Raw genomic sequence first — 22344 nt, 5'->3', positions numbered from 1 at the left:
GTGAACTCCATCGGGCTGATCTAACTTGCGGCCAAACCATGCGGGGAGTGCACATGCGACTGAGCGGAAAAACAGCCATCGTCACCGGCGGGGCATCGGGGTTTGGTGCCGGGATCGTGCGCAAGTTCGTGGCCGAGGGCGCGCGGGTGATGATCGCCGACATCAATGGCGATGCAGCCGCTGCCATGGCCTCTGAAATCGGCGATGCCGCTTGTGCACAGTCCGTGGATGTGGGCGATGGGGCATCGGTACAGACGATGGCACAGGCCGCGCTGGGGGTATTCGGTCACCTGGATATCCTGATCAACAACGCCGGCGTCACCCATATGCCGACACCGATGGAAGACGTCAGCGAGGACGATTTCGACCGGGTGTTCCGGGTCAACATGAAATCGGTCTACCTGACCGCGCGCGCGTTGGTACCGCATATGAAATCGCGCCGCAGCGGCGCGATTCTGAATGTCGCCTCGACTGCGGGGGTCTCTCCACGCCCCAATCTGAACTGGTACAATGCCTCCAAGGGGTGGATGATTACCGCAACGCGCACCATGGCCGTTGAACTGGCCCCAGCGGGCGTACGGGTCAATGCCCTGAACCCGGTCGCGGGGGAAACGCCTTTGCTGAAATCCTTCATGGGCGAAGACACACCGGAAATTCGTGCCAAGTTTCTGTCGACCATTCCGCTAGGCCGGTTCAGCCAGCCCGAAGACATGGGCAACGCTGCCTGTTTCCTGTGCTCGGACGAAGCCAGCATGATCACCGGAGTCGCCATGGAAGTTGATGGCGGCCGATGCATATGATCCCCGGCCCTCGCAACCTGATCACCGATGTTCCCGGCCTGCTGGTTGGCAACGCACAGAACGCAGCGCTGAAATCCGGCAGCACGGTCCTGCTGGGCCAGCAGGCCCTGACCGCATCCTATTGCGTCATGGGCGGTGCGCCGGGCACCCGCGAAACCGACCTGTTGGAGCCGGACAAATCCGTGGCCCAGGTCGATGCCATCGTGTTGTCGGGCGGGTCGACCTATGGTCTGGACGCCGCTTCGGGCGTGGTTGCGGGCCTGCGTGACCAGGGGCGTGGGTTTGCCCTGCACAACCTGCGGATTCCGCTGGTGCCTGCGGCAATCATTTTTGACCTTCTGAACGGCGGCACCAAGGACTGGGCGGAAAACCCGTATCCGGCCTTGGGCCGGGCCGCGCTTGACAACGCCACCGCCGACTTTGAGATTGGATCGGCCGGGGCCGGTACTGGCGCGCTGACAGGGATGGAAAAAGGCGGGCTGGGGTCGGCCTCGCTGGTGCTGGACAGCGGCATCACCGTGGGTGCGCTGATTGCCGCCAATCCGGTGGGCAGCGTGACCACACCGGGCGGGCGGCATTTCTGGGCCGCGCCGTTCGAAGTGGGCGATGAATTCGGTGGTCTGGGTCCGGACCCGCGTGCCGGGTTGGGCCGTGTCATCGAAAGCCGCAAACTTGCTGCGTTTGAGCAATTTGCCAACACTGCTGTCGGCATTGTGGCGACGGATGCCCGGGTGACCAAGGCGCAGGCCAAGCGCATCGCCACGGTCGCACATGATGGGCTCGCCCGCGCGATCCTGCCATCGCATCTGCCCAACGACGGCGATCTGATTTTCGCGGTTTCTACGGACGACCGACAGATGCGCACGCCCGAAGCCGATCTGCGCGAAATCGGTCATGCGGCCTCGATCTGCATCGCGCGGGCCGTGGCGCGCGCGATTTTCCATGCCCGGCCCATGCCTGGCGATCTGTTGCCCTGCTGGTCAGACGGCATCTTGCCAGCCAGGGGCTGAACGACTAGCTACGCGGCGCAGTGCAGCATACCGGAACACATACATGGACACTCTCATCCCGGCCTGGGTCGATGGCGACCTGACCCCGATCGACAAACTGGCCGCGCATGTGCAGGGGTTAAAGCATCAGGCCGTGTCGGTTTTTGTCGTGCGCGGCGATCAGATCCTGATCCAGCGCCGTGCCCTGGGCAAATATCACACGCCGGGCCTGTGGGCGAACACCTGTTGCACCCATCCACTGTGGCAAGAGCCGCCGCTGGACTGTGCCCACCGCCGCTTGCAACAAGAGCTTGGTATCGGCGGCCTTGACCCGCAGCACCGCCAGCAACTGGAATACCGCGCCGAAGTCGGGGGCGGTCTGACCGAACACGAGGTGGTGGATGTGTACCTGGCGCATGCCCCGCAGCAACTGGACATACGGCCCAATCCTGACGAGGTGATGGACACCCGCTGGATCGCCTATCGCGATCTTCTGACCGAAGTTTCCGACGATCCCGCACGGTTCACTCCCTGGCTGCGGATCTATCTGCGCGATCACGCAGAAACGATACTGGGCGCTGATCTGGCGAGTGGCTGAGCCACCGCAGGCTTGCACCAATCGGGTTCTGCTGCTTTGCTTGCGCCATCAAGCACAAGGACCATCCGATGACCGTACTCATCGCCGGCGCTGGCATTGCGGGGCTGACACTGGGGCTGACACTACACCAGATCGGTGTGCCTTTTCGCATCGTGGAAGCGACGCAAGAGATCCGCCCGTTGGGGGTTGGGATAAACCTGCAACCCAATGCAGTCCGGGAATTGTTCGATCTAGGACTCGCGCCGGACCTGGAACGGATCGGCGTCCAGACGCGGCAGATCGGCTTTTACTCCAAATCGGGACATCTCATCTGGGAAGAGCCGCGCGGGCGACGGGCGGGGTATGCCTGGCCACAATATTCGGTGCATCGCGGGCAGTTGCAGGTCATGTTGTATCAGACACTGATCGCGCGCGCCGGGGCGGATTGCCTGCGCACCGGCGCGCGTGCCGCCGGGTTTTCAACCGGAACCGACGATGCCCAACTGCAATTACAGGGGGGCGAGACGGAAAGTGGCGATCTGCTGATCGGAGCGGATGGCATCCACTCGGCGCTGCGGGCGCAGATGTATCCGGACGAGGGCGCACCGATCTGGAATGGCCAGGTGTTATGGCGTGCCACGACGCAGGCTCCGGTCTATTTCGGTGGCGGCGCGATGGTGATGATCGGCCATGACAGCCTGCGGCTGGTGTCCTATCCGATCACCGATCCGGACCCCCGGACCGGGCTGGCAACGATCAACTGGATCGCCGAAAAACGGTTCGACCCGGCCATCGGCTGGCAGCGCGAAGACTGGAACCGTGCGGCGGATATCTCTGATTTTATCGATGACTTTTCGCAGTGGCGGTTTGAATGGATCGACGTGCCGGCGCTGATACGGGGCGCGCAACAGGTGCTGGAATACCCGATGGTGGACCGCGATCCGCTGCCGCGCTGGACCGAAGGGCGCGTGACATTGATGGGGGATGCCGCCCATCCGACCTATCCGGTGGGCAGCAACGGCGCGAGTCAGGCGATCATAGACGCCCGCGTGATCGGCGCGAAACTGCTGGAGCATGGGCTGACACCTGCGGCGCTCACTGCTTACGAGTCCGAGATGCGCCCCATCACCACGCGGGTGGGTCTGGCCAATCGGGGCAGCGGTCCGGACGCGATCCTGCAGCGGGTCGAGGAGTTGTGCGGCGGGCAATTCGACGACATCTCGCAAGTGATCCCGCTGCAGGAATTGCAGGATCATTCGGACAAGTACAAGGCGCTGGCCGGGTTCTCGATTGAAGAATTGAATGCAAAACCGCCGATCATCGAAACGGGTGTCCGCATCAGTTAACCGACCGAAAGACCGGGTTGTTGTTGGCCTTGTACAGCCGCCAACAAGGGAATACCGGTCCAGCCCCCGCTTTCCGTGCAGCACCCGACCAGTCCGCCAATGGCATTTTCGGCCGTCTCCGAAACGCGTTAATTCTGCCAGGCACAGATGCCCAACGTCGCGCCATCGCCCGGCGCTTCGTCAGCCGGGACAAGTTGCGAGACGCCATCCCGGCAGATCACCAGCTTGTCCCCCATGCCGGCCATGTCGACCAGGATCTGATCCCAGTGGCGATATTGAACGTCGTGACCGCCGTCCGGATAGTCCCGCCGCACAGCCACGTTGGAATAGACCTCGGCCCAGCGGTCGGCATTTGCCGGCGTCACCTGCGTATCCTGACCGCCCTGGTAGATATAGACCGGCGCGGACACCTTGGACACGTCGGGCAGTGGCAGGGTGCAATAGCGCATGAATTCGGCGACTTCGGCCTGACCGCTGCCCTTTTGCCCGGCGATGCCAAAGGTCCGCGCGCCGTCATCGGCGGCAGCTGATCCAAAACCGGGAATCTTGTGGGTCGGGCTCTCTGCCGGAAACCCCCACCATTTCAGCGGGTGCGCCGCAAAGTCGTCGAAGATTTCCGACATCTTGGCTTCGCCCGCCTGGCAAAGGCCCGATGGCGTTGCCAATGCGGTCGCGGCAGCCAGATGGATCGACCGTACCCGGTCGGCGTTCTGCGCCGCAAAGGCCGCGCTGTACGGTCCACCACCGGAAATCGCCAGGATTGCCACATCCCGAATTCCGAGGTGATCGAGAACCGCGGTCGCATCAGCCGCATAGTCGTCGAATGACCAATTCTCGGCAGGATCGGATTGTCCGAACCCGGCGCGCCCAACTGACACCAGGCGCAGGTCAAGCGACTCGCGCATGGTGCGCAAAAAGTCCGTCAAACGGGTGACGGCCGCACTTGTACCGGTACCGCCAATGAACAGAACGGCCTGACCATTCTCTGGACCGGTATCGACGAAGGCAACATTCCGCCCATCCGGCCCAGTCATCGTCTGGACCACGGGGCCCATATAGTCGAACGTTTCAGGCAGGTCGATTTCGGCACGGGCAGCGCCGGAAACGGTAAGGGTTGCCAAAAATACGGTTACGGCTCGCAGCATCGTTAATTCCCCCAAATGCGTGGCATGCCTGACTGCGATACCGGATCGTCACAATCATGATTATCCGGCCGCAACCAGAGTGGAATGGCCAGTGTAACACCGCCCTTGCAGCAGGCAACTGCCGCGCCGCCGCCGCTGGGCCGATATGGCTGCGGTTACAGGGCCATCGCACACCCCCTCGGGCATATCGCTCTTTCAATTTTTGCGAAACTCCTGTAATGCGCGGAAATCTGAGACGTGGTGCCCGGACCCCGGTGCCGTGAAGGATTGATACAAGGGGTCGGCGGCAATGGGGCCGCCATTCAAACGCGAGACCCGGAGGGCCGGGAGTGCTCGCATACAGGAAACGATAGATGTTTAAAGTAACGACAAAGTCGATGCAGTGGGGCGAAGAGACGCTGACACTGGAAACGGGTAAGGTTGCCCGTCAGGCCGATGGCAGTGTCATCGCAACCTTGGGCGAAACCAGTGTCATGGCCAACGTGACCTATGCCCGCAAGCAGAAACCGGGACAGGATTTCTTTCCGCTGACGGTGCATTACCAGGAAAAATATTATGCTGCCGGCAAGGTGCCTGGCGGCTTTTTTAAGCGCGAAGCGCGCCCGACCGAAAAAGAGACCCTGACCGCGCGCCTGATCGACCGTCCGATCCGCCCGCTGTTTGTGCCCGGCTTCAAGAACGAAGTTCTGGTAATGTGCACCGTGCTGTCCCACGATCTGGTCAATGACCCGGACATGGTTGCGATGATCGCCGCCAGCGCCGCGCTGACGCTGTCAGGCGCGCCTTTCATGGGGCCGATTGCCGGCTGTCGCGTGGGCTTTGAGGATGGGGACTATGTCCTGAATCCGACCGTAGACGACATGCAGGACCTTCGTCTGAACCCGGAACAGCGTCTGGATCTGGTTGTCGCCGGAACCAAGGACGCGGTCATGATGGTCGAGTCCGAAGCCTATGAGCTGTCCGAAGCCGAAATGCTGGGCGCTGTGAAATTTGCCCACGAGCAGATCCAGCCGGTGATCGACCTGATCATTGCTCTGGCCGAAGATGCGGCGAAAGAGCCGTTTGACTTCCAGCCGGTGGATTACTCTGACCTGTACGAGGCCGTGAAGGCCGCTGGCGAAACCGAGATGCGGGCCGCCTTTGCCATCGCCGACAAGCAGGAGCGCACCGCCGCTGTTGCCGCCGCACGCGAGAGCATCCTGTCCAAGCTGAGCGAAGAACAGCAGGAAGACAGCAATTTGGGGTCCGCCCTGAAAAAGCTGGAAGCCGGCATTCTGCGCGGTGACGTGGTTAAAACCGGCAAGCGCATCGACGGGCGCAAAACCGATGAAATCCGTGATATCGTTGCCGAAACCGGTCTGCTGCCCCGCACGCACGGCTCGGCGCTGTTCACCCGTGGGGAAACCCAGGGGCTGGTCGTCACCACGCTGGGCACCGGCGATGACGAACAGTTCATCGACGCGCTGCATGGCAACTTCAAATCCAACTTCCTGCTGCACTACAACTTCCCGCCCTATTCGGTTGGTGAAGTTGGCCGGGTGATGGGTCCGGGCCGTCGCGAAATCGGCCATGGCAAGCTGGCCTGGCGGGCGTTGCAGGCGGTTCTGCCGGCCAGCACCGACTTCCCCTATACCATCCGCGTGGTGTCCGAGATCACTGAGTCCAACGGGTCCAGCTCGATGGCGTCGGTCTGTGGCGGCTCGCTGTCGATGATGGATGCGGGCGTGCCGCTGAAAGCACCGGTGGCTGGCGTTGCCATGGGGCTGATCCTAGAAGACGACGGATCCTATGCGATCCTGTCCGACATCCTGGGTGACGAAGACCACCTCGGCGACATGGACTTCAAGGTTGCGGGAACCGAGAATGGCATCACCTCCCTGCAGATGGACATCAAGATCGCGGGCATCACACCCGAGATCATGGAGAAAGCTCTTGAGCAGGCCAAGGCCGGTCGCATCCATATCCTGGGCGAGATGAACAAGGCGCTGTCCGGCGCTGCGGACTTCTCGATCCATGCGCCGCGCATCGAGACCATGCAGGTGCCGACCGACAAGATCCGTGAAGTCATCGGATCGGGCGGCAAGGTGATCCGTGAGATCGTCGAAGTGTCCGGTGCAAAGGTCGATATCAACGACGACGGCATCATCAAGATCGCCTCGCCCAATGCCGAAGCCATCCAAAAGGCCTATGACATGATCCATTCGATCGTGGCCGAACCGGAGGAAGGCAAGGTTTATACTGGCAAAGTGGTCAAGATCGTCGACTTCGGGGCCTTCGTGAATTTCTTTGGCAAGCGCGACGGTCTGGTCCACGTGTCCCAGATCGAAAACCGCCGCCTGAACCATCCTTCGGACGTTCTGAAGGAAGGCCAGGAGGTCAAGGTCAAGCTGCTGGGATTTGACGATCGCGGCAAAGTGCGCCTGTCGATGAAGATGATCGACCAGGAGACTGGCGAAGAGATGAAGAAAGAAGAAGCCGCCGAGTAACGGTTGCCTTGAACCGACAAAGGAAGAGCCCCGGATTTGGTGTCCGGGGCTTTTTCGTGCAACATGTCATCATTTGTCGGGATTGGTGAAACTGGAGTTTCACAAGGGAAACTGAAAAATGACATTGCACAAAACATCTCTCTTGATTGCAGTTCTCGCAGCATTTTCCGCAGTCGTGACACCCGCTGACGCGGCGGGGTTCAAACGGATCAAATCGGCGGACGACTTCAATAGCAAAATTGTTGGCAAGACATTGGCGAGTGGAAAAAGTGCATTCGTCCTGCAGCCCAACGGCGCGATAACGGGCTCTTCGCCGGGTGGAAAAGTCGTAGGAAAATGGAACTGGCAGAAGGGATATTACTGCCGCGCCCTGCGCATCGGAAAAAAGGAATATCCCTCCGACTGTCAGACCGTTTATTTCGACGGCAGTGATTTCTATTCGGTCGGACAGCAAGGCAAGGGCGACAAAAGCCCGGTGTTCTCGGTCAAATAGACACGAGACCGGCGCAACCACAGGATCGTGGTGGACATGCAACATGCTCTTTCAAAGGGATTGTTTCCGCTGTAGTCACTAGTCATGCGGTCGCTTATCATTCACATGTCCTCCAGCATCGCCCGGCGACCCAATGCAGAGCGTTTGCGGGACATGCTTCCCCAGGCCGAGTTGATCGAGGCCGTCGACGGGCGCAATCAGACGAGCATACCAGATGTCGCAACCCTGCCCGGCAACCTGCATCGGCCGCATTATCCCTTTCCCCTGCGCCCGGCCGAGATCGGGGTGTTCCAAAGCCACCGGCGCTGCTGGCAAACAATCGTGGATCGGGGCTGGGACTGGGCGCTGATCGCCGAGGATGACTTGCAGGTCGATCCCGAAAAACTGGCCACCGCGTTGGATCTTGTCGCCCGCCACGGGTCGGTTGACATGTATGTGCGCCTGCCAGTCAAGGCACGCGAAACCCCGGCGCAGGTCCTGGGCAGCGCGGGCGACATGCAGTTCATCCTGCCCCGTGTGATCGGGCTGCAATGCATCTGTCAGGTGGTGGGGCGCCACGCTGCCGCCCGTCTGCTGGCGGTGACCGCCGCAATCGACCGTCCGGTGGACACGCTGTTGCAGATGCACTGGGTGACCGGCCAGCCGATCCACGCGATCCTGCCCAACGGCAATGCCGAGGTCGCGCATCAGATCGGCGGCTCAACAATTCAGGTCAAGACACGCGCTGCGGGCAAACTGTTGCGTGAACTGAACCGAGCCTGGTATCGGGCGCAGGTTGCCCTGCGCCCACAGAAACAGTGAATGCCCCAGGGGGACGCGTCAACGCCCCCGGCTGACTGGCCCTAGGCCGGGGCTTTGGTCTTGCGCAGATAGGGAAAGATCGTCTCGAATTCGCCAAACTTTTCCTTGGCATCCGCGTCGCTGACCGAGGGCGGGATGATGACATCTTGGCCAGGCACCCAGTTGGCGGGGGTGGCAACGCCCTTGTCCGACATCTGAAGCCCATCCAGCGCACGCAGGATCTCGGCAAAGTTACGCCCCACCGTCATCGGGTAGGTCATCGACAGTTTCAGTTGCTTGTCCGGCCCGATGATGAAAACCGACCGCACCGTGGCGCTGTCGGCAGGGGTGCGGCCATCGGGCAGATAGGCCTCGGCGGGCAGCATGTCGAACGCCTTGGACACAGCCAGCCCCTCGTCGGCAATGATCGGGAAACCGGCGGCTGCGTTGCCGTATTTCTCGATGTCGCCCTTCCACTTCTTGTGGTCCTCGACACCGTCGACCGATACCCCGATCACCTTGGTGTTGCGGCTTTTCCATTCCTCGGCCAGCTGAGCGACAGCCGAGAATTCCGTGGTACAGACCGGAGTGAAATCTTTGGGGTGGCTGAACAAGATCGCCCAGCTGTCGCCGATCCAGTCGTGGAACTGGATCGTGCCCTGATCCGTTTCGGCGGTGAAATTCGGAACCGTATCGTTGATGCGCAAACCCATATTGTTCTTCCTTTAGTCAGTAAAATCCGTGACGACTCGGCGTCAGAGCCAAAATAGTCCTATCGCGGCTCTGTTACATCCCCTCTCTTGCTCTGCTTGCACAGCAGTGACAGAGTGCCGCGAATCCCCGACCGTCCGGTCGGGACAGTGGCAGATACGGGAGATCGAACCATGATCGAGAAACGCGATTTTTACATCAACGGGCAATGGGTGGCCCCGGCGCAGACGAATGATTTCGAGGTGATCGACCCGTCGACTGAAGAACCCTGTGCCGTGATCTCGCTGGGGGGCGAGGCCGACACCAACGCCGCAGTTGCCGCCGCCAGGGCTGCGCTGCCCGGTTGGATGGCGACACCGGTTGGCGAACGCATCGCGCTGGTTGAAAAACTGATCGAGGTCTACCAGACCCGTACCGAGGATCTGGCCCAGGCGATGAGCGCCGAGATGGGAGCCCCGATCGACATGGCGCGCAGCCAGCAGGTCGGCGCCGGTGCCTGGCATCTCAGCAACTTCATCAAGGCCGCCAAGGCGTTCGAATTCGACCGCCCTCTGGGCGATCACGCCCCCAACGACCGCATCATCCACGAGGCGGTTGGCGTCGCGGCCCTGATCACGCCCTGGAACTGGCCGATGAATCAGATCACGCTCAAGGTTGGGGCGGCGGCGATTGCAGGCTGCACGATGGTCCTGAAGCCGTCCGAGCAAAGCCCGCTGAACGCGATGGTCTTTGCCGAGATGATGCACGAGGCGGGCTTTCCGGCCGGGGTGTTCAACCTGGTCAATGGCGATGGAGCAGGCGTCGGCAGCCAGCTGAGCGCACATCCGGATGTTGATATGGTCAGCTTTACCGGCTCGACCCGCGCTGGCACGGCAATTTCCAAATCCGCCGCCGATACGTTGAAGAAGGTGCATCTGGAACTGGGCGGCAAAGGGGCCAATGTCGTCTTTGCCGATGCCGACGACAAAGCGATCAAGCGCGGCGTGCTGCACATGATGAACAACACCGGCCAATCATGTAACGCGCCCAGCCGGATGCTGGTGCAACGCGATATCTATGACCAGGCGGTCGAAACCGCTGCCGAAGTCGCCAAGGCGGTCACGGTCGGCAACGCCCATGACGAAGGCCGCCATATCGGTCCGGTGGTCAACGATGTGCAATGGGGCAAGATCCAGGATCTGATCCAGAAGGGCATCGACGAGGGGGCGCGGCTGGTCGCGGGCGGCACCGGTCGGCCAGACGGGCTGAACAAGGGGTTCTATGTCAAGCCGACGGTGTTTGCCGACGTGAACAACCAAATGACCATCGCGCGTGAAGAGATCTTTGGCCCTGTGCTGTCCATGATCCCGTTTGACACCGAGGAAGAAGCGATCGAGATCGCAAACGACACGCCCTATGGTCTGACCAACTATGTCCAGACCCAGGATGGCACCCGCGCCAATCGCATGGCGCGCGCGCTGCGGTCGGGCATGGTGGAAATGAATGGCAAGCCCCGCAGCGCCGGATCTCCATTTGGTGGCATGAAGCAATCCGGCAATGGCCGCGAAGGCGGCATGTTTGGCATAGAAGATTTCCTTGAGGTCAAAGCCGTCAGCGGCTGGACCGTCGACTAAAGCGTTTCGACTTTAAATTGTGTCATCGGGTATCACCTATCGCGTTGAAATCTTTGTTTTCAGGCCGTGATAGGTGATACAGGTTTAAGTCGAAATACTCTAAGCGCACCGCTGGAATCGTTCGCCACGCAAAAGCCCGGCGCAGATTTCCTGTGGCGGGCTTTTGCGTGGCAGGCGCACATCGCCGTCATTTGCGCCTGCGGGCGACCTTGCGTTTGATCTTGTCGGTTTTGCGTTTTCCGCGCACGGCCTTGCGGCGCGGGCTGCGACCGGCAGGGGACTGGCCCTTTGGCATGGGCTTGTCCTCGACCGTGAGCAGCTCCAGTTCCAGCCCGCCGGTGACCGGCGTGGCCTGGGCCAGGCGCACGGTGACACGTTGGCCGATGCCGATGATAAACCCGGTATCGGCCCCCATCAGAGTGCCCGCTTCGCGGTCGAAATGGAAATATTCGCGCCCCAGCGAGCGGACCGGGATCAGCCCGTCAGCCCCGGTCTCGTCCAGCTTTACGAATGCGCCGAACCGGGCGATACCGCTGATCCGACCTGAGAACTCATTGCCCACACGTTCGGACAGATAGGCGGCAAGATAGCGGTCCGTAGTGTCGCGTTCGGCCATCATCGAGCGGCGCTCAGTGTCCGAAATCTGCTCGGCGGTGCGCTCCAACCGGTCGATATCTTCGACCGACAGGCCGTCCTTGGGTCTCCCCCCGCCGACAGTTTCCGCACCCCAACCATGCGCCGTAATCAGCCCCCGGTGCACGATCAGGTCGGCATAGCGCCGGATCGGCGAGGTGAAATGCGCGTAATGTTGCAAGGCAAGGCCGAAATGGCCGAAATTCTCCGGGCTGTAATAGGCCTGCGTCATCGAACGCAGGGTCGACATGTTGATCAGTTCGTCATTGTCGCTGCCCTCGGCGGCCCGCAGCAGGGCGTTCAGGTGCCGAGTCTGCAGCACCTGCCCCTTGGCGAGATTATACCCGGCGGCCTGGGCCACCTCGCGCAGACTGTCTAATTTCTCGGGCGATGGCTCTTCGTGCACCCGAAACAGCAGCGGCGAACGTTTGGCGATCAGCGTTTCAGCCGCCGAGACATTGGCCAGGATCATGAATTCCTCGATCAGCCGGTGCGCGTCCAGCCGTTCGCGGAAACTGACCGAGGTCACGGTACCGTCCTCGTCCAGTACGATCCGACGTTCGGGCAGGTCCAGATCCAGTGGCTGACGCGCGTCACGGGCGCGGGCCAAGACCGCGTAGGCGGCGTAGAGCGGTTTCAGAACCGCATCCAACAAGGGGCCGGTGCGATCGTTCGGGGTGCCGTCAATGGCCTCTTGCACCTCGCCGTAATGCAGCGACGCGACCGAGCGCATAAGCCCGCGCACAAAGCGATGCCCGATCTTGTTGCCATCCTTGTCCAGTTGCATGCGCACTGTGATGCAGGCGCGCGGCACGCCCTCGTGCAGCGAACACAGATCCCCGGACAGTCTGTCGGGCAGCATGGGCACCACGCGGTCGGGAAAATAGCTGGAATTGCCACGTTTGCGGGCCTCGCGGTCCAGCGCGCCACCGGGACGCACATAGGCTGCGACATCGGCAATCGCCACCCAGACAACGTGGCCATCGGGGTTCTTGGGGTCGTCATCGGCCTGCGCGAAACAGGCATCGTCATGGTCGCGCGCATCCGCCGGATCGATGGTGATCAGCGGCATGTCCCGCAGGTCTTCGCGCCCGTTCAGCCCCTGCGGCGTGCAGCCGTCGGCCTCGGCGATGACGTCATCCGGAAACTGGTCCGGGATGCCGTGTTGGTGGATGGCAATCAGCGACACCGCGCGCGGCGCACTGGGATCACCCAGTCGGTTGACAATGCGCGCACGCGGCAGGCCCATGCGCTGTTTCGGGCCGGCCTGTTCGGCCTCGACCAGCTCGCCATCCCTGGCGCCGAAACGGTTGTCCTCGGCCACTGTCCATTCAATGCCCTGCGCCTTGTCGATGGGAACAATACGCCCACCTTCCGCACCTTTGCGGAACACACCCAGAATGCGTTTCGGGTTGGTGCCGATGCGCCGGATCAGCCGGGCTTCGTAATTGTGATCCTCGGCGGTCACCACGGTAAGACGGGCCAGAATCCGGTCGCCCTGCCCCAGGGCGGGATCAGAGGCACGCGGCACCACCAGCACGATCGGCTCGACCCCCTCGCCATGCCATTCCAACGGACGCGCGAACAGATCGCCATCGGCATCGGGCTCTTTGATCTGCAACACGCTCACCGGCGGCAACCGTTCCGGGTCGCCATAGGATCGCTTGCGCCGGGCGAGATGGCCCTCGACTTCAAGTTCCTTGAGGATCCGCTTGAGGTCGATACGGTCCGACCCCTTGATGCCAAAAGCCTTGGCAATATCGCGTTTGTTGGTTTGGGTCGGGTTGGCCGAGATCCAGTCGAGAATTTCGGCCTTGCTGGGAATGCGCGTCATGGCTCCGACCTACCATGCCACTGCGGTTGCGTCATCGGCAAAAGTGACAGCGGCCGCCTGTGCGCGGCGTTTTCCGGTCAGGCGAAATAATCCCCCAGAATACGGCTGTAAATCGCCTTGAGCTGATGGATATGCGCCACCTCGACCCGTTCGTCGACCTGATGCATGGTCTGGCCCACAAGCCCGAATTCCACAACCGGGCAATGATCCTTGACGAACCGCGCATCCGAGGTGCCCCCCGTGGTCGACAGCACCGGTTGCACCCCGGTTTCGGCCTGAACCGCGCCCGCCACAAGGTCAGACAACGCGCCCGGCGGGGTCAAAAAGCTCTCGCCCGAGATTTTGATCGTCATGCCGACCTCGACCCCGAATTCGGCTGCGACCGCGTCCGCCTGCGCCCGCAGCCAGGCCGAGAGGTCCGCCCCGGTATGGGCATCGTTGAAGCGGATGTTGACTGTGCCGCGACATTGCGCGGGGATCACGTTTGTGGCCGCGTTACCAGTATCGATCGACACAACGGCGAGAGTCGAGGCATCAAAATGTTCGGTGCCGCCATCCAGTGTGTGACTGGCCAGCCGGTCCATCAACCGTGCCATCGCGGGCAACGGGTTGTTGGCGCGATGTGGATAGGCAGAATGCCCCTGCACGCCGATCACCGTGAACCAGGCGGTCATCGAGCCGCGTCGGCCGATCTTGATCATCTCACCCATGGTTTCAGGGCAGGTCGGCTCGCCCACCAGGCACACTGACATTGCTTCGCCGGTGGATTGCATGTGATCCAGAAGGGCGGCGGTGCCGTCGACTGCATCGCCCTCTTCATCCCCGGTGATGGCCAGAATGATGGCCCCGTCCGGCGGCGTGCCACGGGTGAAATCGATTGCTGCGGCGACAAAGGCGGCAACCCCGGATTTCATGTCGCTCGCACCGCGCCCATATAGGACGCCGCCTTTCACCTTGGCTCCGAAGGGCGGCATGGTCCACGCCGCTTCGTCGCCCAACGGCACCACATCGGTATGGCCGTTAAAGCCGAATGTGCGGGCGTGCCCCTTGGCCCCCCAACGCGCCAACAGATTACTGACTCCGCCGCGGTCCACGCGGGTACAGTCGAATCCGGCCACGGTCAGTTCACGCTCCAGCAGTTCCAATGCCCCGCCTTCATTGGGCGTGACCGATGGGCATTGGATCAGGCGCGCAGTCAGATCAACTGGGTCAGTGGGCATCGGGGCTTCCTCTTCATCGGGTCGGCTGGCTCAGGTATCGTCGCCAAAGAACGGTGTCACCTGCGCAACGATCACGGCATTCTCATCCAGCGCCCTTTGCATAAGCGCGCGCTCCTCGGCATCGATCTCGTGTCCCTCGGCTTCGCGTTCGGCCAGGGTGCCATGGCCGGTGACATCCAGCGGCGCGGTATCGGCCTGCTTCAGGATCGCCACGGTCTCGCGGACCGCTTCGGCCTCGTCAATGCCGCTGGCAAAACACATCAGCGCAGCCCCGGTCGCACCCTTGGGCAGCCCGTCGCCCGCCTTGCGACCAATCTGCACGACGAGGGTATAGACCTGCTGGCGAGAAGGTTTCTTGATGTTCATGCCGGGGCCATAGCGGTGCCGGGCGGCGGCGGTCAAGCGCAACAGCTGCTTTTGCGTCGAATTCTGGCTTCCTTTACCCGACAAGGTCGCGTCAACGCTCGTTCAAGTATCTGATTTTTGTCAATTTTTAGAAAAACCATGGGACCAAAAATGACGATCGGTAAAGGTTTTTGGCTCATCTAGGAACTGACCCAACTACAACCGGAACGAGCGTCTCTTATGCCTACAGCCTCGGAACTGCCAATCGATACCTCTGCCACTGCGCAGCAGATGGCCGAAACCATTTTCGGAGACAGCATCAAGATCGTTTCGGCCAGCTACACTGGGGCCGATACGGCTTCGGGCATCTACACCAACGGTGATTCGGTTGCCGGCATGCTCACCCCCTCGGATACCGGCGTGATCCTGTCCACAGGCAATGCCTCGGACATTACCCAAAGTTCCGGGGATGCCAACAGATCTGCCAGCACCTCGACCGATCACAACCGCGCCGGCGACCAGGATCTCGAAGACATCGCCGGAGCCAAGACTTATGATGCGGCGGTGTTTGAATCGACCTTCATCCCCGAGGGGTCCGTTCTGACCATGCAGGTCACGTTCTCATCCGAGGAATACCTGGAATATGTCAACAGCGGCTTCAACGATGCGGTCGGTGTCTGGGTCAACGGCGTCAAGGCCGAGCTAACGATCGGGGATGGCGACATCACCATCAACAATATCAACGACCAGACGAATTCGAATCTGTATGTCGACAATCCCGCCAACGCCGAAATCGCGAATACCGAAATGGATGGTTTCACCGCGACCCTGACCTTGAAGGCACCGGTAATACCGGGCCAGAATAACACGATCAAGATTGCTATCGCGGATGGCGGTGACAGCGCTTATGACAGCAACCTGCTAATCGCGGGTCACTCGGTTCAGACCGCGCTGGTTGCGGATGATGATGCGCTGACCGTCTATGGAACCGCACCCGGTACGATTGACGCGCTGGCCAATGATTCCTCGACCGCCAGCGGATCTCTGACGATCACCCACATCAACGGGCAACCAGTCAGCGCCGGCGATACGGTCACCCTGCCGACCGGCGAAAAAATCACGCTCAACGCCGACGGAACCTTTGAAATCGTTTCGGATGGCGATGACGAAACCAACACGTTTTCCTATGCGGTCGAGGATTCCGAGGGCAATACCGACACCGGTTTTGTCACCCTTACCACGGTTCCCTGTTTCGTCGCCGGAACCCTGATCGATACGGCCCAAGGTCCGGTTCCGGTCGAGACCCTAACGCCAGGTGTGCTGGTGCGGACCCGCGATAACGGCAGCCAGCCACTGCGCTGGATCGGGCACACGCGGCGCTCCGCCCGAGGCAGGGACGCTCCGGTGGTCTTTGCCAAGGGTGCGCTGGGGGATCATGACCGCATCGCACTGTCCCCCTGCCACCGGGTGCTGATCACCTCTTGGCGGGCCGAACTGCTGTTTGGCACCCCCGAAGTTCTGGTCAAGGCCAAATCACTGGTCGATGACAATCGCATCCGACCGCGCGCGGATGGCAGCACCGTGCACTACGTTCATCTGTTGTTTGACCGTCACGAGATCATCTGCGGCAATGGGCTGGCCAGTGAAAGCTATCACCCAGGTGCCGAAACCCTGGACGCGTTCGACGCCGAGACACGTGCCGAACTGTTCGATTTGATGCCAAATCTGGCCGCCCAGGATGGTCCTGCCTATGGCCCAGCGGCCCGGATGTCCCTGAAAGCACATGAGGCTAAGGTGCTGTTCGCCGACTAGGCCGACGCGCCACGCAAAAAACCCGGCACCCTCGGGGCACCGGGCCAAAGATCGCGCTGCTTTGGATGTCAGTCGCGCAACAGATCGTTGATGCCGGTTTTCGAACGAGTCCTGGCATCAACCCGTTTCACGATCACCGCGCAATACAGATTGACATTGTTCTTGCTGGGCATCGACCCTGCAACCACCACCGAATAGGGCGGAACTTCGCCATACATGACATCGCCGGTTTCGCGGTCGACGATCTTGGTTGATTGGCCGATAAACACGCCCATGCCCAGAACCGAACCTTCGCGCACGATGCAGCCCTCGACCACTTCAGAGCGCGCGCCAATGAAACAGTTGTCCTCGATAATGGTGGGTCCCGCCTGCATCGGTTCCAGCACGCCACCGATGCCGACGCCGCCGGACAGGTGGACGTTCTTGCCGATCTGCGCGCAACTGCCGACCGTGGCCCAGGTGTCCACCATCGTGCCCTCGTCCACATGGGCACCCAGATTGACAAAAGACGGCATCAACACCACCCCCGGCGCGATATAGGCCGATTTACGCACGATGCAGTTGGGAACGGCGCGAAAGCCCGCCTTTTTCCAGTCCTTCTTTTTCCAGCCGGCGAACTTGCTGTCGACCTTGTCCCACCAGCCGCCATCCTGCGGGCCACCGGCCTGCCGCTCCATGTCCTTGAGGCGGAACCCCAACAGGACCGCTTTCTTGGCCCATTGGTTCACATGCCAGCTGTTGTCGGCCTGTTTCTCGGCAACGCGCAGCTTGCCGCCGTCCAGCGCATCCAAAGTTGCCTCGATCGCATCGCGGGTTTTGCCCCTGGTCTCGGGCGTGATCGTATCGCGCGCTTCCCAGGCGGCTTCGATGGCGGTTTCCAGCTGGGCATTGGACATGGCGGTGATCTCCTGTGATGAAGGTTTAGCGCCCTATAGCGGCAGTGGCCCTGACAAACAATGCGAAGAACGCTAGCGGGGGATGGCTTGCAGGAACGGATCCGGCGCAATATTGCCGCCACACACCAGCACCGCGACGGTTTCGCCCTGCGCCGGGCGGTAGGCCCCGGACATCAGCGCCGCAAGGGCCGTGGCCCCGGCGGGTTCGACCAATTGCCGATGTGCCTGCCACAAGGCACGTTGCGCGGCAAGGATCGCGTCGTCGCTCACCAGAACCGAGGGGATCTGGTGCTGCTGCGCGAGATCGAGACAGATCTGCCCGATGCGGCGCGCACCCAGCGCGTTTGCGGCAACGCCCGACACCTCGACATCCACCGGCTGGTCGGCGGCCAGCGCCGCGTGCAGCGCGCAGGAGGTTTCCGGCTCGACCGCGACCACCTTGCGCGCGCCGTCCAGCCAGCCCAGTGCCCCGGCGATCAGCCCGCCTCCACCAACCGCGATCAGAACGGTATCGGCCCGCAGCCCCTGTTCCTCCCATTCGCGCAGGCACGTCCCCTGCCCCGCCACCGTTGGCAAAGCGTCATAGGCATGGATCTGCATCGCGCCTGTCCTGGCTTCGTAATCCTGTGCCATCTGCATCGCATTGGCGTATTCGCCCGGCACAACGGTCAATTCCGCCCCGATGCCCCGGATCAGCGCGATCTTGGACGGTCCGGCCATCTCGGGCACGAAGATCTGCGACCGATGACCCAGCGCGCGCGCGGCAAAGGCAACAGCCGCGCCATGATTGCCGCCGCTGGCGGCCACCAGCCCGGCCTCGGGCACCGAAGCGCCAAGCAGGGTGTTGAACGCGCCGCGTGCCTTGAAGCTCCCCGTATGCTGCATCTGTTCGAGCTTCAACTCTACCGGATGGTTCAGGCCAAACCCATTCGCGATCAGCACCGGGGTTTGTACCACGTGATTTCTGATCCGCCCTGCGGCGGCAATAATCTCGGATTTCCAACCCATTGCCATACTCCCCTCACTGGTCTTGCCGCGGCGAACCCTATAGGGCTGAGAAAGACACGCAAGCAGGGAACCGCCCTAGATGAAAGAAGACCGCCCAAGCCCGTTCCGCGATGCGCACCTGGACCGCGACACCGCTGAACATGTGCCTTCGACGCCACAAACCCGGTCGCCGGCCTATCGGCTGGCCTTTGCGGATGACGATTTCCTGTGCCGAGACGAATTGCGTCCCGTGCGGTTGCAGTTGGAATTGCTCAAGCCGCAGATGATGCTGGACGAGCAAGGCATCGAAAGCACCATCGTGATGTTTGGCGGTGCCCGCATTCCGGACCCCGTGCACAAGGCCGAGGCCCGCACCGAGACCCTGGCCGAGTTGTCGCGGTTCTATGATGTCGCGCGCGATTTTGCGCGACTGATGACCGCAAAGTCACTGGACAGCAACGGGCGTGAAAACGTCATCGTCACCGGCGGCGGCCCCGGCGTCATGGAGGCGGGAAATCGTGGCGCGCAAGAGGCCGGCGGGGTTTCCATCGGTCTGAACATCGTGCTGCCGCATGAACAGGCACCCAATCTCTATGTGACCCCGGAACTCAGTTTCAATTTTCATTATTTTGCCATCCGCAAGATGCATTTCCTGATGCGCGCGCGGGCGATCTGCGTCTTTCCGGGCGGCTTTGGCACCCTGGACGAGATGTTCGAATCCCTGACCCTGATTCAGACCGGACGAATGGAGCGGGTGCCGTTTCTGCTGTTTGGCCGCCCCTTCTGGGAGCGGGTGATCAACTGGCAGGCGCTGGCCGAGGCCGGGACGATTTCCGACGACGATCTGGATCTGTTCCGTTTTGTCGATACGGCCGAGGACGCGGTGCAGTTGATCGAGAATTGGGAACCGGCCCCCGCGCGGGCCACGATACCAGGGCGCTGAACCCCTCCGGCAGCCCGTCCCGGCGCGCGGTCATCCTGCAGGGCAGCCGGCAAAGGGCACAGCCTGTTCCAGTTCAATCAGGCGCAGCAATTCATCGCGGGTGATTTCACCGACGACCAGCGTGCGGCCGACCAGCAGCGACGGCGTACCGATGATGCCAAAGACGGCGGCAACCGCGGCGGAGCGTTCAAGCCGGTTCTCGGTCGCAGGGCCGGTCACGTCGCGCAGGAACCGGTCCGGATCCATGCCGAAATCCGTCGCCAGCCGAACCAGAGACGCGTCCCCCGGACGCAACACGCCCCGCATCAGGCGCTGGTGCACGGGCAAGTATTGCCCTTGTGCCCCGGCCGCGATGGCCGCGCGGGCGGCGGCCTCTGAACGTGGCCCCAGCACCGGCAGATCATGCCAGGTGACGGCAATCGGCGCACCAGTCTCGATCAGGTCCACAACGATCCCGCTAAGGTCCGGGCAATATGGGCAATTGTAGTCGGTGAAAACCGCAACCGGCAAACGGTCCTCGGACCCGTCGATGCGGTCAAATACCGCCTGACAGGGGTCTTGTACGACCTGTTGGCGCAACTCGGTCTGGCGGGCGCTGGCAGGATGCAGGCCGGTCAGGATGAAATCGCCACCGGATCCACCAGAGATGGCACCTGACTGCAGGCGGCGGAATCCCGGTAGGCCGGGTAGCGGTTCAAAGTCAAAAGATCGTCCCCGCCGCCGCAGCACCGGCGGCAAGGCCACTGCCGCGCCAATGGCTGCCAACAGGATCAACAGGTCACGCCGTCGCATTGCCACCCGTTTACAGCCCCGCCTCGGCCTCGATCTGACGGCGCGACTTGCGCGCGCGCTCTGTGGCCGATTTCAACTGACCGCAGGCGGCCATGATGTCCTCGCCCCGCGGCGTGCGAATCGGGCTGGCATACCCGGCCTTGTAGACGATGTCCGCAAAGGCGTGGATACGATTGCCCGAGGACCGCGTATAGGGCGCACCGGGCCATTCGTTGAAGGGGATCAGGTTGATCTTGGCCGGGATGCCCTTGATCAGTTCAATCAGGCGACGGGCGTCCTCATCGCTGTCGTTCACACCCTTGAGCATCACGTATTCAAAGGTGATGCGTTCCGAGTTCGACACCTTGGGATAGCTGCGCAGCGCCTCGAGCAGTTCAGCGATGTTCCAGCGTTTGTTGATCGGCACCAGCTTGTCGCGGATTTCATCCGTGGTGGCGTGAAAGGACACCGCCAGCTGACAGCCGATTTCCTGTGCGGTGCGGGCGATTTCGGGCACCACGCCCGAGGTGGACAGGGTGATGCGGCGGCGCGACAGTTGAATGCCCTCGGGATCCATCGCGATCTTCATCGCGTCGCGCACGTTTTCAAAGTTGTACAGCGGCTCGCCCATGCCCATCAGGACGATGTTGGATAACAGACGGGTTTCATCCTTGGGCGCACCGATTTCAGGCCATTCGCCCAGATCGTCGCGTGCCACCATCACCTGCCCGACGATCTCGCCGGCAGTCAGGTTGCGCACAAGCTTCTGCGTGCCGGTATGACAGAACGAACAGGTCAGCGTACAGCCGACCTGCGAGCTGATACACAGGGTCCCGCGCCCGTCTTCGGGAATATAGACCACCTCGACCTCATGGCCGCCGGCAATACGCACCAGATACTTGCGGGTGCCGTCGCCGCTGAGCTGCCTGCTGACCACTTCGGGAATTTCGATCACAAAAGTCTCGGCCAACTGCGCGCGGTACGCCTTGGCGAGATTGGTCATTTCGGCAAAGTCGCGCACACCCCATTGATAGATCCATTGCCAGATCTGCCCGACCCGCATCTTGGCCTGCTTTTCCGGCGTACCGTGGGCGATCAGGGCATCGCGCATCGCGTCACGGGTCAGTCCGACCAGATTGATCGGCCCGTCGGGCAGTTTACGCGGAATGGTCATCACGTCCTGGGTGATTGGCGCGGTGGCGGACATGGGGTTACCTTCGGGTTACGAGCAGCAGACCGCTCCTATATAGGAACTCTGCGCATTTTCAAAACACTTCGGCCCTGCCGCTTGCGCAACAAGGCCGAATCAGGGTCGCCTGGGCGGTTGAATTCAACCGCCGCAGCGCTTTTCCGCATCCTCGACCGCAGCGGTAAAGCCCAGCAGCGAGAACGTATCCTTGGTCTGTGTTCCGCGCGCCGAGCGTGCCGTGATTGTGGCCGCCGCACCGCGTTTCATCGCTGTAATGATCTTGGCATCATCCGCAGCGGTGGCAGGCCAGGCCCATTCGCCCTCGGCGAACAGCTCAAACTCGTTGCCCGAGATATCCAGGTTCACGGTCGAGCCCGGCGCAAACGGATAGCCGCCGGTAAAGGTGACCTGCCCCTTGACCCCTGCCGCGGGGCGATGGAACACAAACAGCAGGATGTCGCTGCGCCGCACCGCCACCACCCGGCCGTCGCGGGTGTTCACGGTTTCCTTGGGTGCAGAGACACTCCAGCATTCTTTGGGATCGTCCTCGACGAACACGCTCCAGTCGGTCTTGGCCGCGACCCGGTTGGTGCTTTGATCCTGTGCTTGTGCAGTGCTGGCCAGCCCGACCATGCAAAGGCCCGCAACCGCGCGGGCGAAATTCATTCCCATTGTCCAGCCTCCAGACTGTCCTTGACCTCAATAACCATGGGGGCACCCTGCGGTTTTGGGCAAACCGTCTGACCGCGCCCCGCTGCTTGCCGACGCATACAC

Annotated in this window: 20 protein-coding genes; 10 read left to right on the top strand and 10 right to left on the bottom strand. The window is 61.8% G+C overall.

From position 1 onward, the window contains the following. The first annotated feature begins 53 nt into the window (after positions 1-53). The 4 genes from NANH_RS0117080 to NANH_RS0117065 all read left to right on the top strand — a co-directional run bounded on the left by NANH_RS0117080 (position 54) and on the right by NANH_RS0117065 (position 3712). Positions 54-800, top strand: coding sequence for an SDR family oxidoreductase (locus tag NANH_RS0117080; RefSeq protein ID WP_027263143.1), 747 nt, complete (start codon positions 54-56; stop codon positions 798-800). Further along, positions 797-1810 (top strand): P1 family peptidase, encoded by a 1014-nt coding sequence (locus NANH_RS0117075; protein WP_027263142.1) that lies wholly within the window; start codon positions 797-799, stop codon positions 1808-1810. Before NANH_RS0117080 ends, NANH_RS0117075 begins: the two co-directional genes overlap by 4 nt. Positions 1811-1853: 43 nt before the next feature. Continuing rightward, positions 1854-2387 carry an isopentenyl-diphosphate Delta-isomerase gene (gene idi / locus NANH_RS0117070; protein ID WP_027263141.1) on the top strand — a complete coding sequence of 178 codons (534 nt, stop codon included), beginning with the start codon at positions 1854-1856 and terminating at the stop codon, positions 2385-2387. 68 nt (positions 2388-2455) lie between these two features. Then, positions 2456-3712, top strand: coding sequence for a flavin-dependent oxidoreductase (locus NANH_RS0117065; RefSeq protein ID WP_027263140.1), 1257 nt, complete (start codon positions 2456-2458; stop codon positions 3710-3712). A gap of 128 nt (positions 3713-3840) precedes the next feature. Here NANH_RS0117065 and NANH_RS0117060 read toward each other — a convergent pair whose 3' ends face one another. Continuing rightward, positions 3841-4857, bottom strand: coding sequence for an alpha/beta fold hydrolase (locus NANH_RS0117060; protein WP_027263139.1), 1017 nt, complete (start codon positions 4855-4857; stop codon positions 3841-3843). A gap of 353 nt (positions 4858-5210) precedes the next feature. Between NANH_RS0117060 and pnp the strand changes: the two genes are divergently transcribed. The 3 genes from pnp to NANH_RS0117045 all read left to right on the top strand — a co-directional run bounded on the left by pnp (position 5211) and on the right by NANH_RS0117045 (position 8637). Continuing rightward, positions 5211-7343 (top strand): polyribonucleotide nucleotidyltransferase, encoded by a 2133-nt coding sequence (pnp, locus tag NANH_RS0117055; RefSeq protein ID WP_027263138.1) that lies wholly within the window; start codon positions 5211-5213, stop codon positions 7341-7343. Between the two features lie 118 nt (positions 7344-7461). Beyond that, positions 7462-7836, top strand: coding sequence for a hypothetical protein (locus NANH_RS26515; RefSeq protein ID WP_036049986.1), 375 nt, complete (start codon positions 7462-7464; stop codon positions 7834-7836). A gap of 84 nt (positions 7837-7920) precedes the next feature. Further along, on the top strand, positions 7921-8637 hold the full coding sequence (locus NANH_RS0117045) for a glycosyltransferase family 25 protein (RefSeq protein WP_027263137.1): 717 nt from the start codon (positions 7921-7923) through the stop codon (positions 8635-8637). 41 nt (positions 8638-8678) lie between these two features. On the opposite strand, the gene NANH_RS0117040 is transcribed toward NANH_RS0117045, so the two are convergent. Continuing rightward, complete coding sequence (locus NANH_RS0117040; RefSeq protein ID WP_027263136.1) at positions 8679-9329, bottom strand: peroxiredoxin; 651 nt, start codon at positions 9327-9329, stop codon at positions 8679-8681. A gap of 171 nt (positions 9330-9500) precedes the next feature. Between NANH_RS0117040 and NANH_RS0117035 the strand changes: the two genes are divergently transcribed. Then, on the top strand, positions 9501-10940 hold the full coding sequence (locus NANH_RS0117035) for an aldehyde dehydrogenase family protein (RefSeq protein ID WP_027263135.1): 1440 nt from the start codon (positions 9501-9503) through the stop codon (positions 10938-10940). Positions 10941-11127: 187 nt separating this feature from the next. Here NANH_RS0117035 and rnr read toward each other — a convergent pair whose 3' ends face one another. The 3 genes from rnr to NANH_RS0117020 all read right to left on the bottom strand — a co-directional run bounded on the left by rnr (position 11128) and on the right by NANH_RS0117020 (position 14993). Next, positions 11128-13407 (bottom strand): ribonuclease R, encoded by a 2280-nt coding sequence (gene rnr / locus NANH_RS0117030; protein WP_027263134.1) that lies wholly within the window; start codon positions 13405-13407, stop codon positions 11128-11130. Positions 13408-13484: 77 nt separating this feature from the next. Further along, the gene (gene dapE, locus NANH_RS0117025; protein ID WP_027263133.1) at positions 13485-14627 is read right to left on the bottom strand and encodes a succinyl-diaminopimelate desuccinylase; all 1143 of its coding nucleotides are present in this window, start codon (positions 14625-14627) and stop codon (positions 13485-13487) included. A 30-nt stretch (positions 14628-14657) separates the two neighbouring features. After that, complete coding sequence (locus tag NANH_RS0117020) at positions 14658-14993, bottom strand: hypothetical protein (RefSeq protein WP_027263132.1); 336 nt, start codon at positions 14991-14993, stop codon at positions 14658-14660. 219 nt (positions 14994-15212) lie between these two features. Here NANH_RS0117020 and NANH_RS0117015 point away from each other — a divergent pair, with 219 nt between their 5' ends. Beyond that, positions 15213-16784, top strand: coding sequence for a choice-of-anchor L domain-containing protein (locus NANH_RS0117015; protein WP_027263131.1), 1572 nt, complete (start codon positions 15213-15215; stop codon positions 16782-16784). 68 nt (positions 16785-16852) lie between these two features. Here NANH_RS0117015 and dapD read toward each other — a convergent pair whose 3' ends face one another. Together dapD and NANH_RS0117005 are read right to left on the bottom strand one after the other, a co-directional pair. Beyond that, positions 16853-17680, bottom strand: coding sequence for a 2,3,4,5-tetrahydropyridine-2,6-dicarboxylate N-succinyltransferase (gene dapD, locus NANH_RS0117010; protein ID WP_027263130.1), 828 nt, complete (start codon positions 17678-17680; stop codon positions 16853-16855). 72 nt (positions 17681-17752) lie between these two features. Then, on the bottom strand, positions 17753-18688 hold the full coding sequence (locus NANH_RS0117005) for a threonine/serine dehydratase (RefSeq protein ID WP_027263129.1): 936 nt from the start codon (positions 18686-18688) through the stop codon (positions 17753-17755). Between the two features lie 79 nt (positions 18689-18767). On the opposite strand from NANH_RS0117005, the gene NANH_RS0117000 reads away from it, so the two are divergent. Next, positions 18768-19610: an LOG family protein gene (locus NANH_RS0117000; RefSeq protein ID WP_027263128.1), complete on the top strand. Its 843-nt coding sequence runs from the start codon at positions 18768-18770 to the stop codon at positions 19608-19610. Positions 19611-19640: 30 nt separating this feature from the next. Here the strand turns inward: NANH_RS0117000 and NANH_RS0116995 are convergent, their stop codons facing one another. The 3 genes from NANH_RS0116995 to NANH_RS0116985 all read right to left on the bottom strand — a co-directional run bounded on the left by NANH_RS0116995 (position 19641) and on the right by NANH_RS0116985 (position 22242). Beyond that, on the bottom strand, positions 19641-20402 hold the full coding sequence (locus tag NANH_RS0116995; RefSeq protein WP_027263127.1) for a DsbA family protein: 762 nt from the start codon (positions 20400-20402) through the stop codon (positions 19641-19643). Between the two features lie 10 nt (positions 20403-20412). Then, positions 20413-21588, bottom strand: a complete 1176-nt coding sequence (gene rlmN, locus NANH_RS0116990) for a 23S rRNA (adenine(2503)-C(2))-methyltransferase RlmN (RefSeq protein ID WP_027263126.1) — start codon at positions 21586-21588, stop codon at positions 20413-20415. A 123-nt stretch (positions 21589-21711) separates the two neighbouring features. Then, a complete protein-coding gene (locus tag NANH_RS0116985; RefSeq protein WP_027263125.1) occupies positions 21712-22242 on the bottom strand; it encodes an invasion associated locus B family protein in 531 nt (176 codons plus the stop codon). Between the last annotated feature and the right edge of the window lie 102 nt (positions 22243-22344).

Origin of the sequence: Sedimentitalea nanhaiensis DSM 24252 (assembly GCF_000473225.1) — a bacterium.
Lineage (GTDB): Bacteria > Pseudomonadota > Alphaproteobacteria > Rhodobacterales > Rhodobacteraceae > Sedimentitalea > Sedimentitalea nanhaiensis.
Note: the sequence above shows the minus strand (reverse complement) of the source record. Positions and strands in the feature narration are given on the sequence as shown.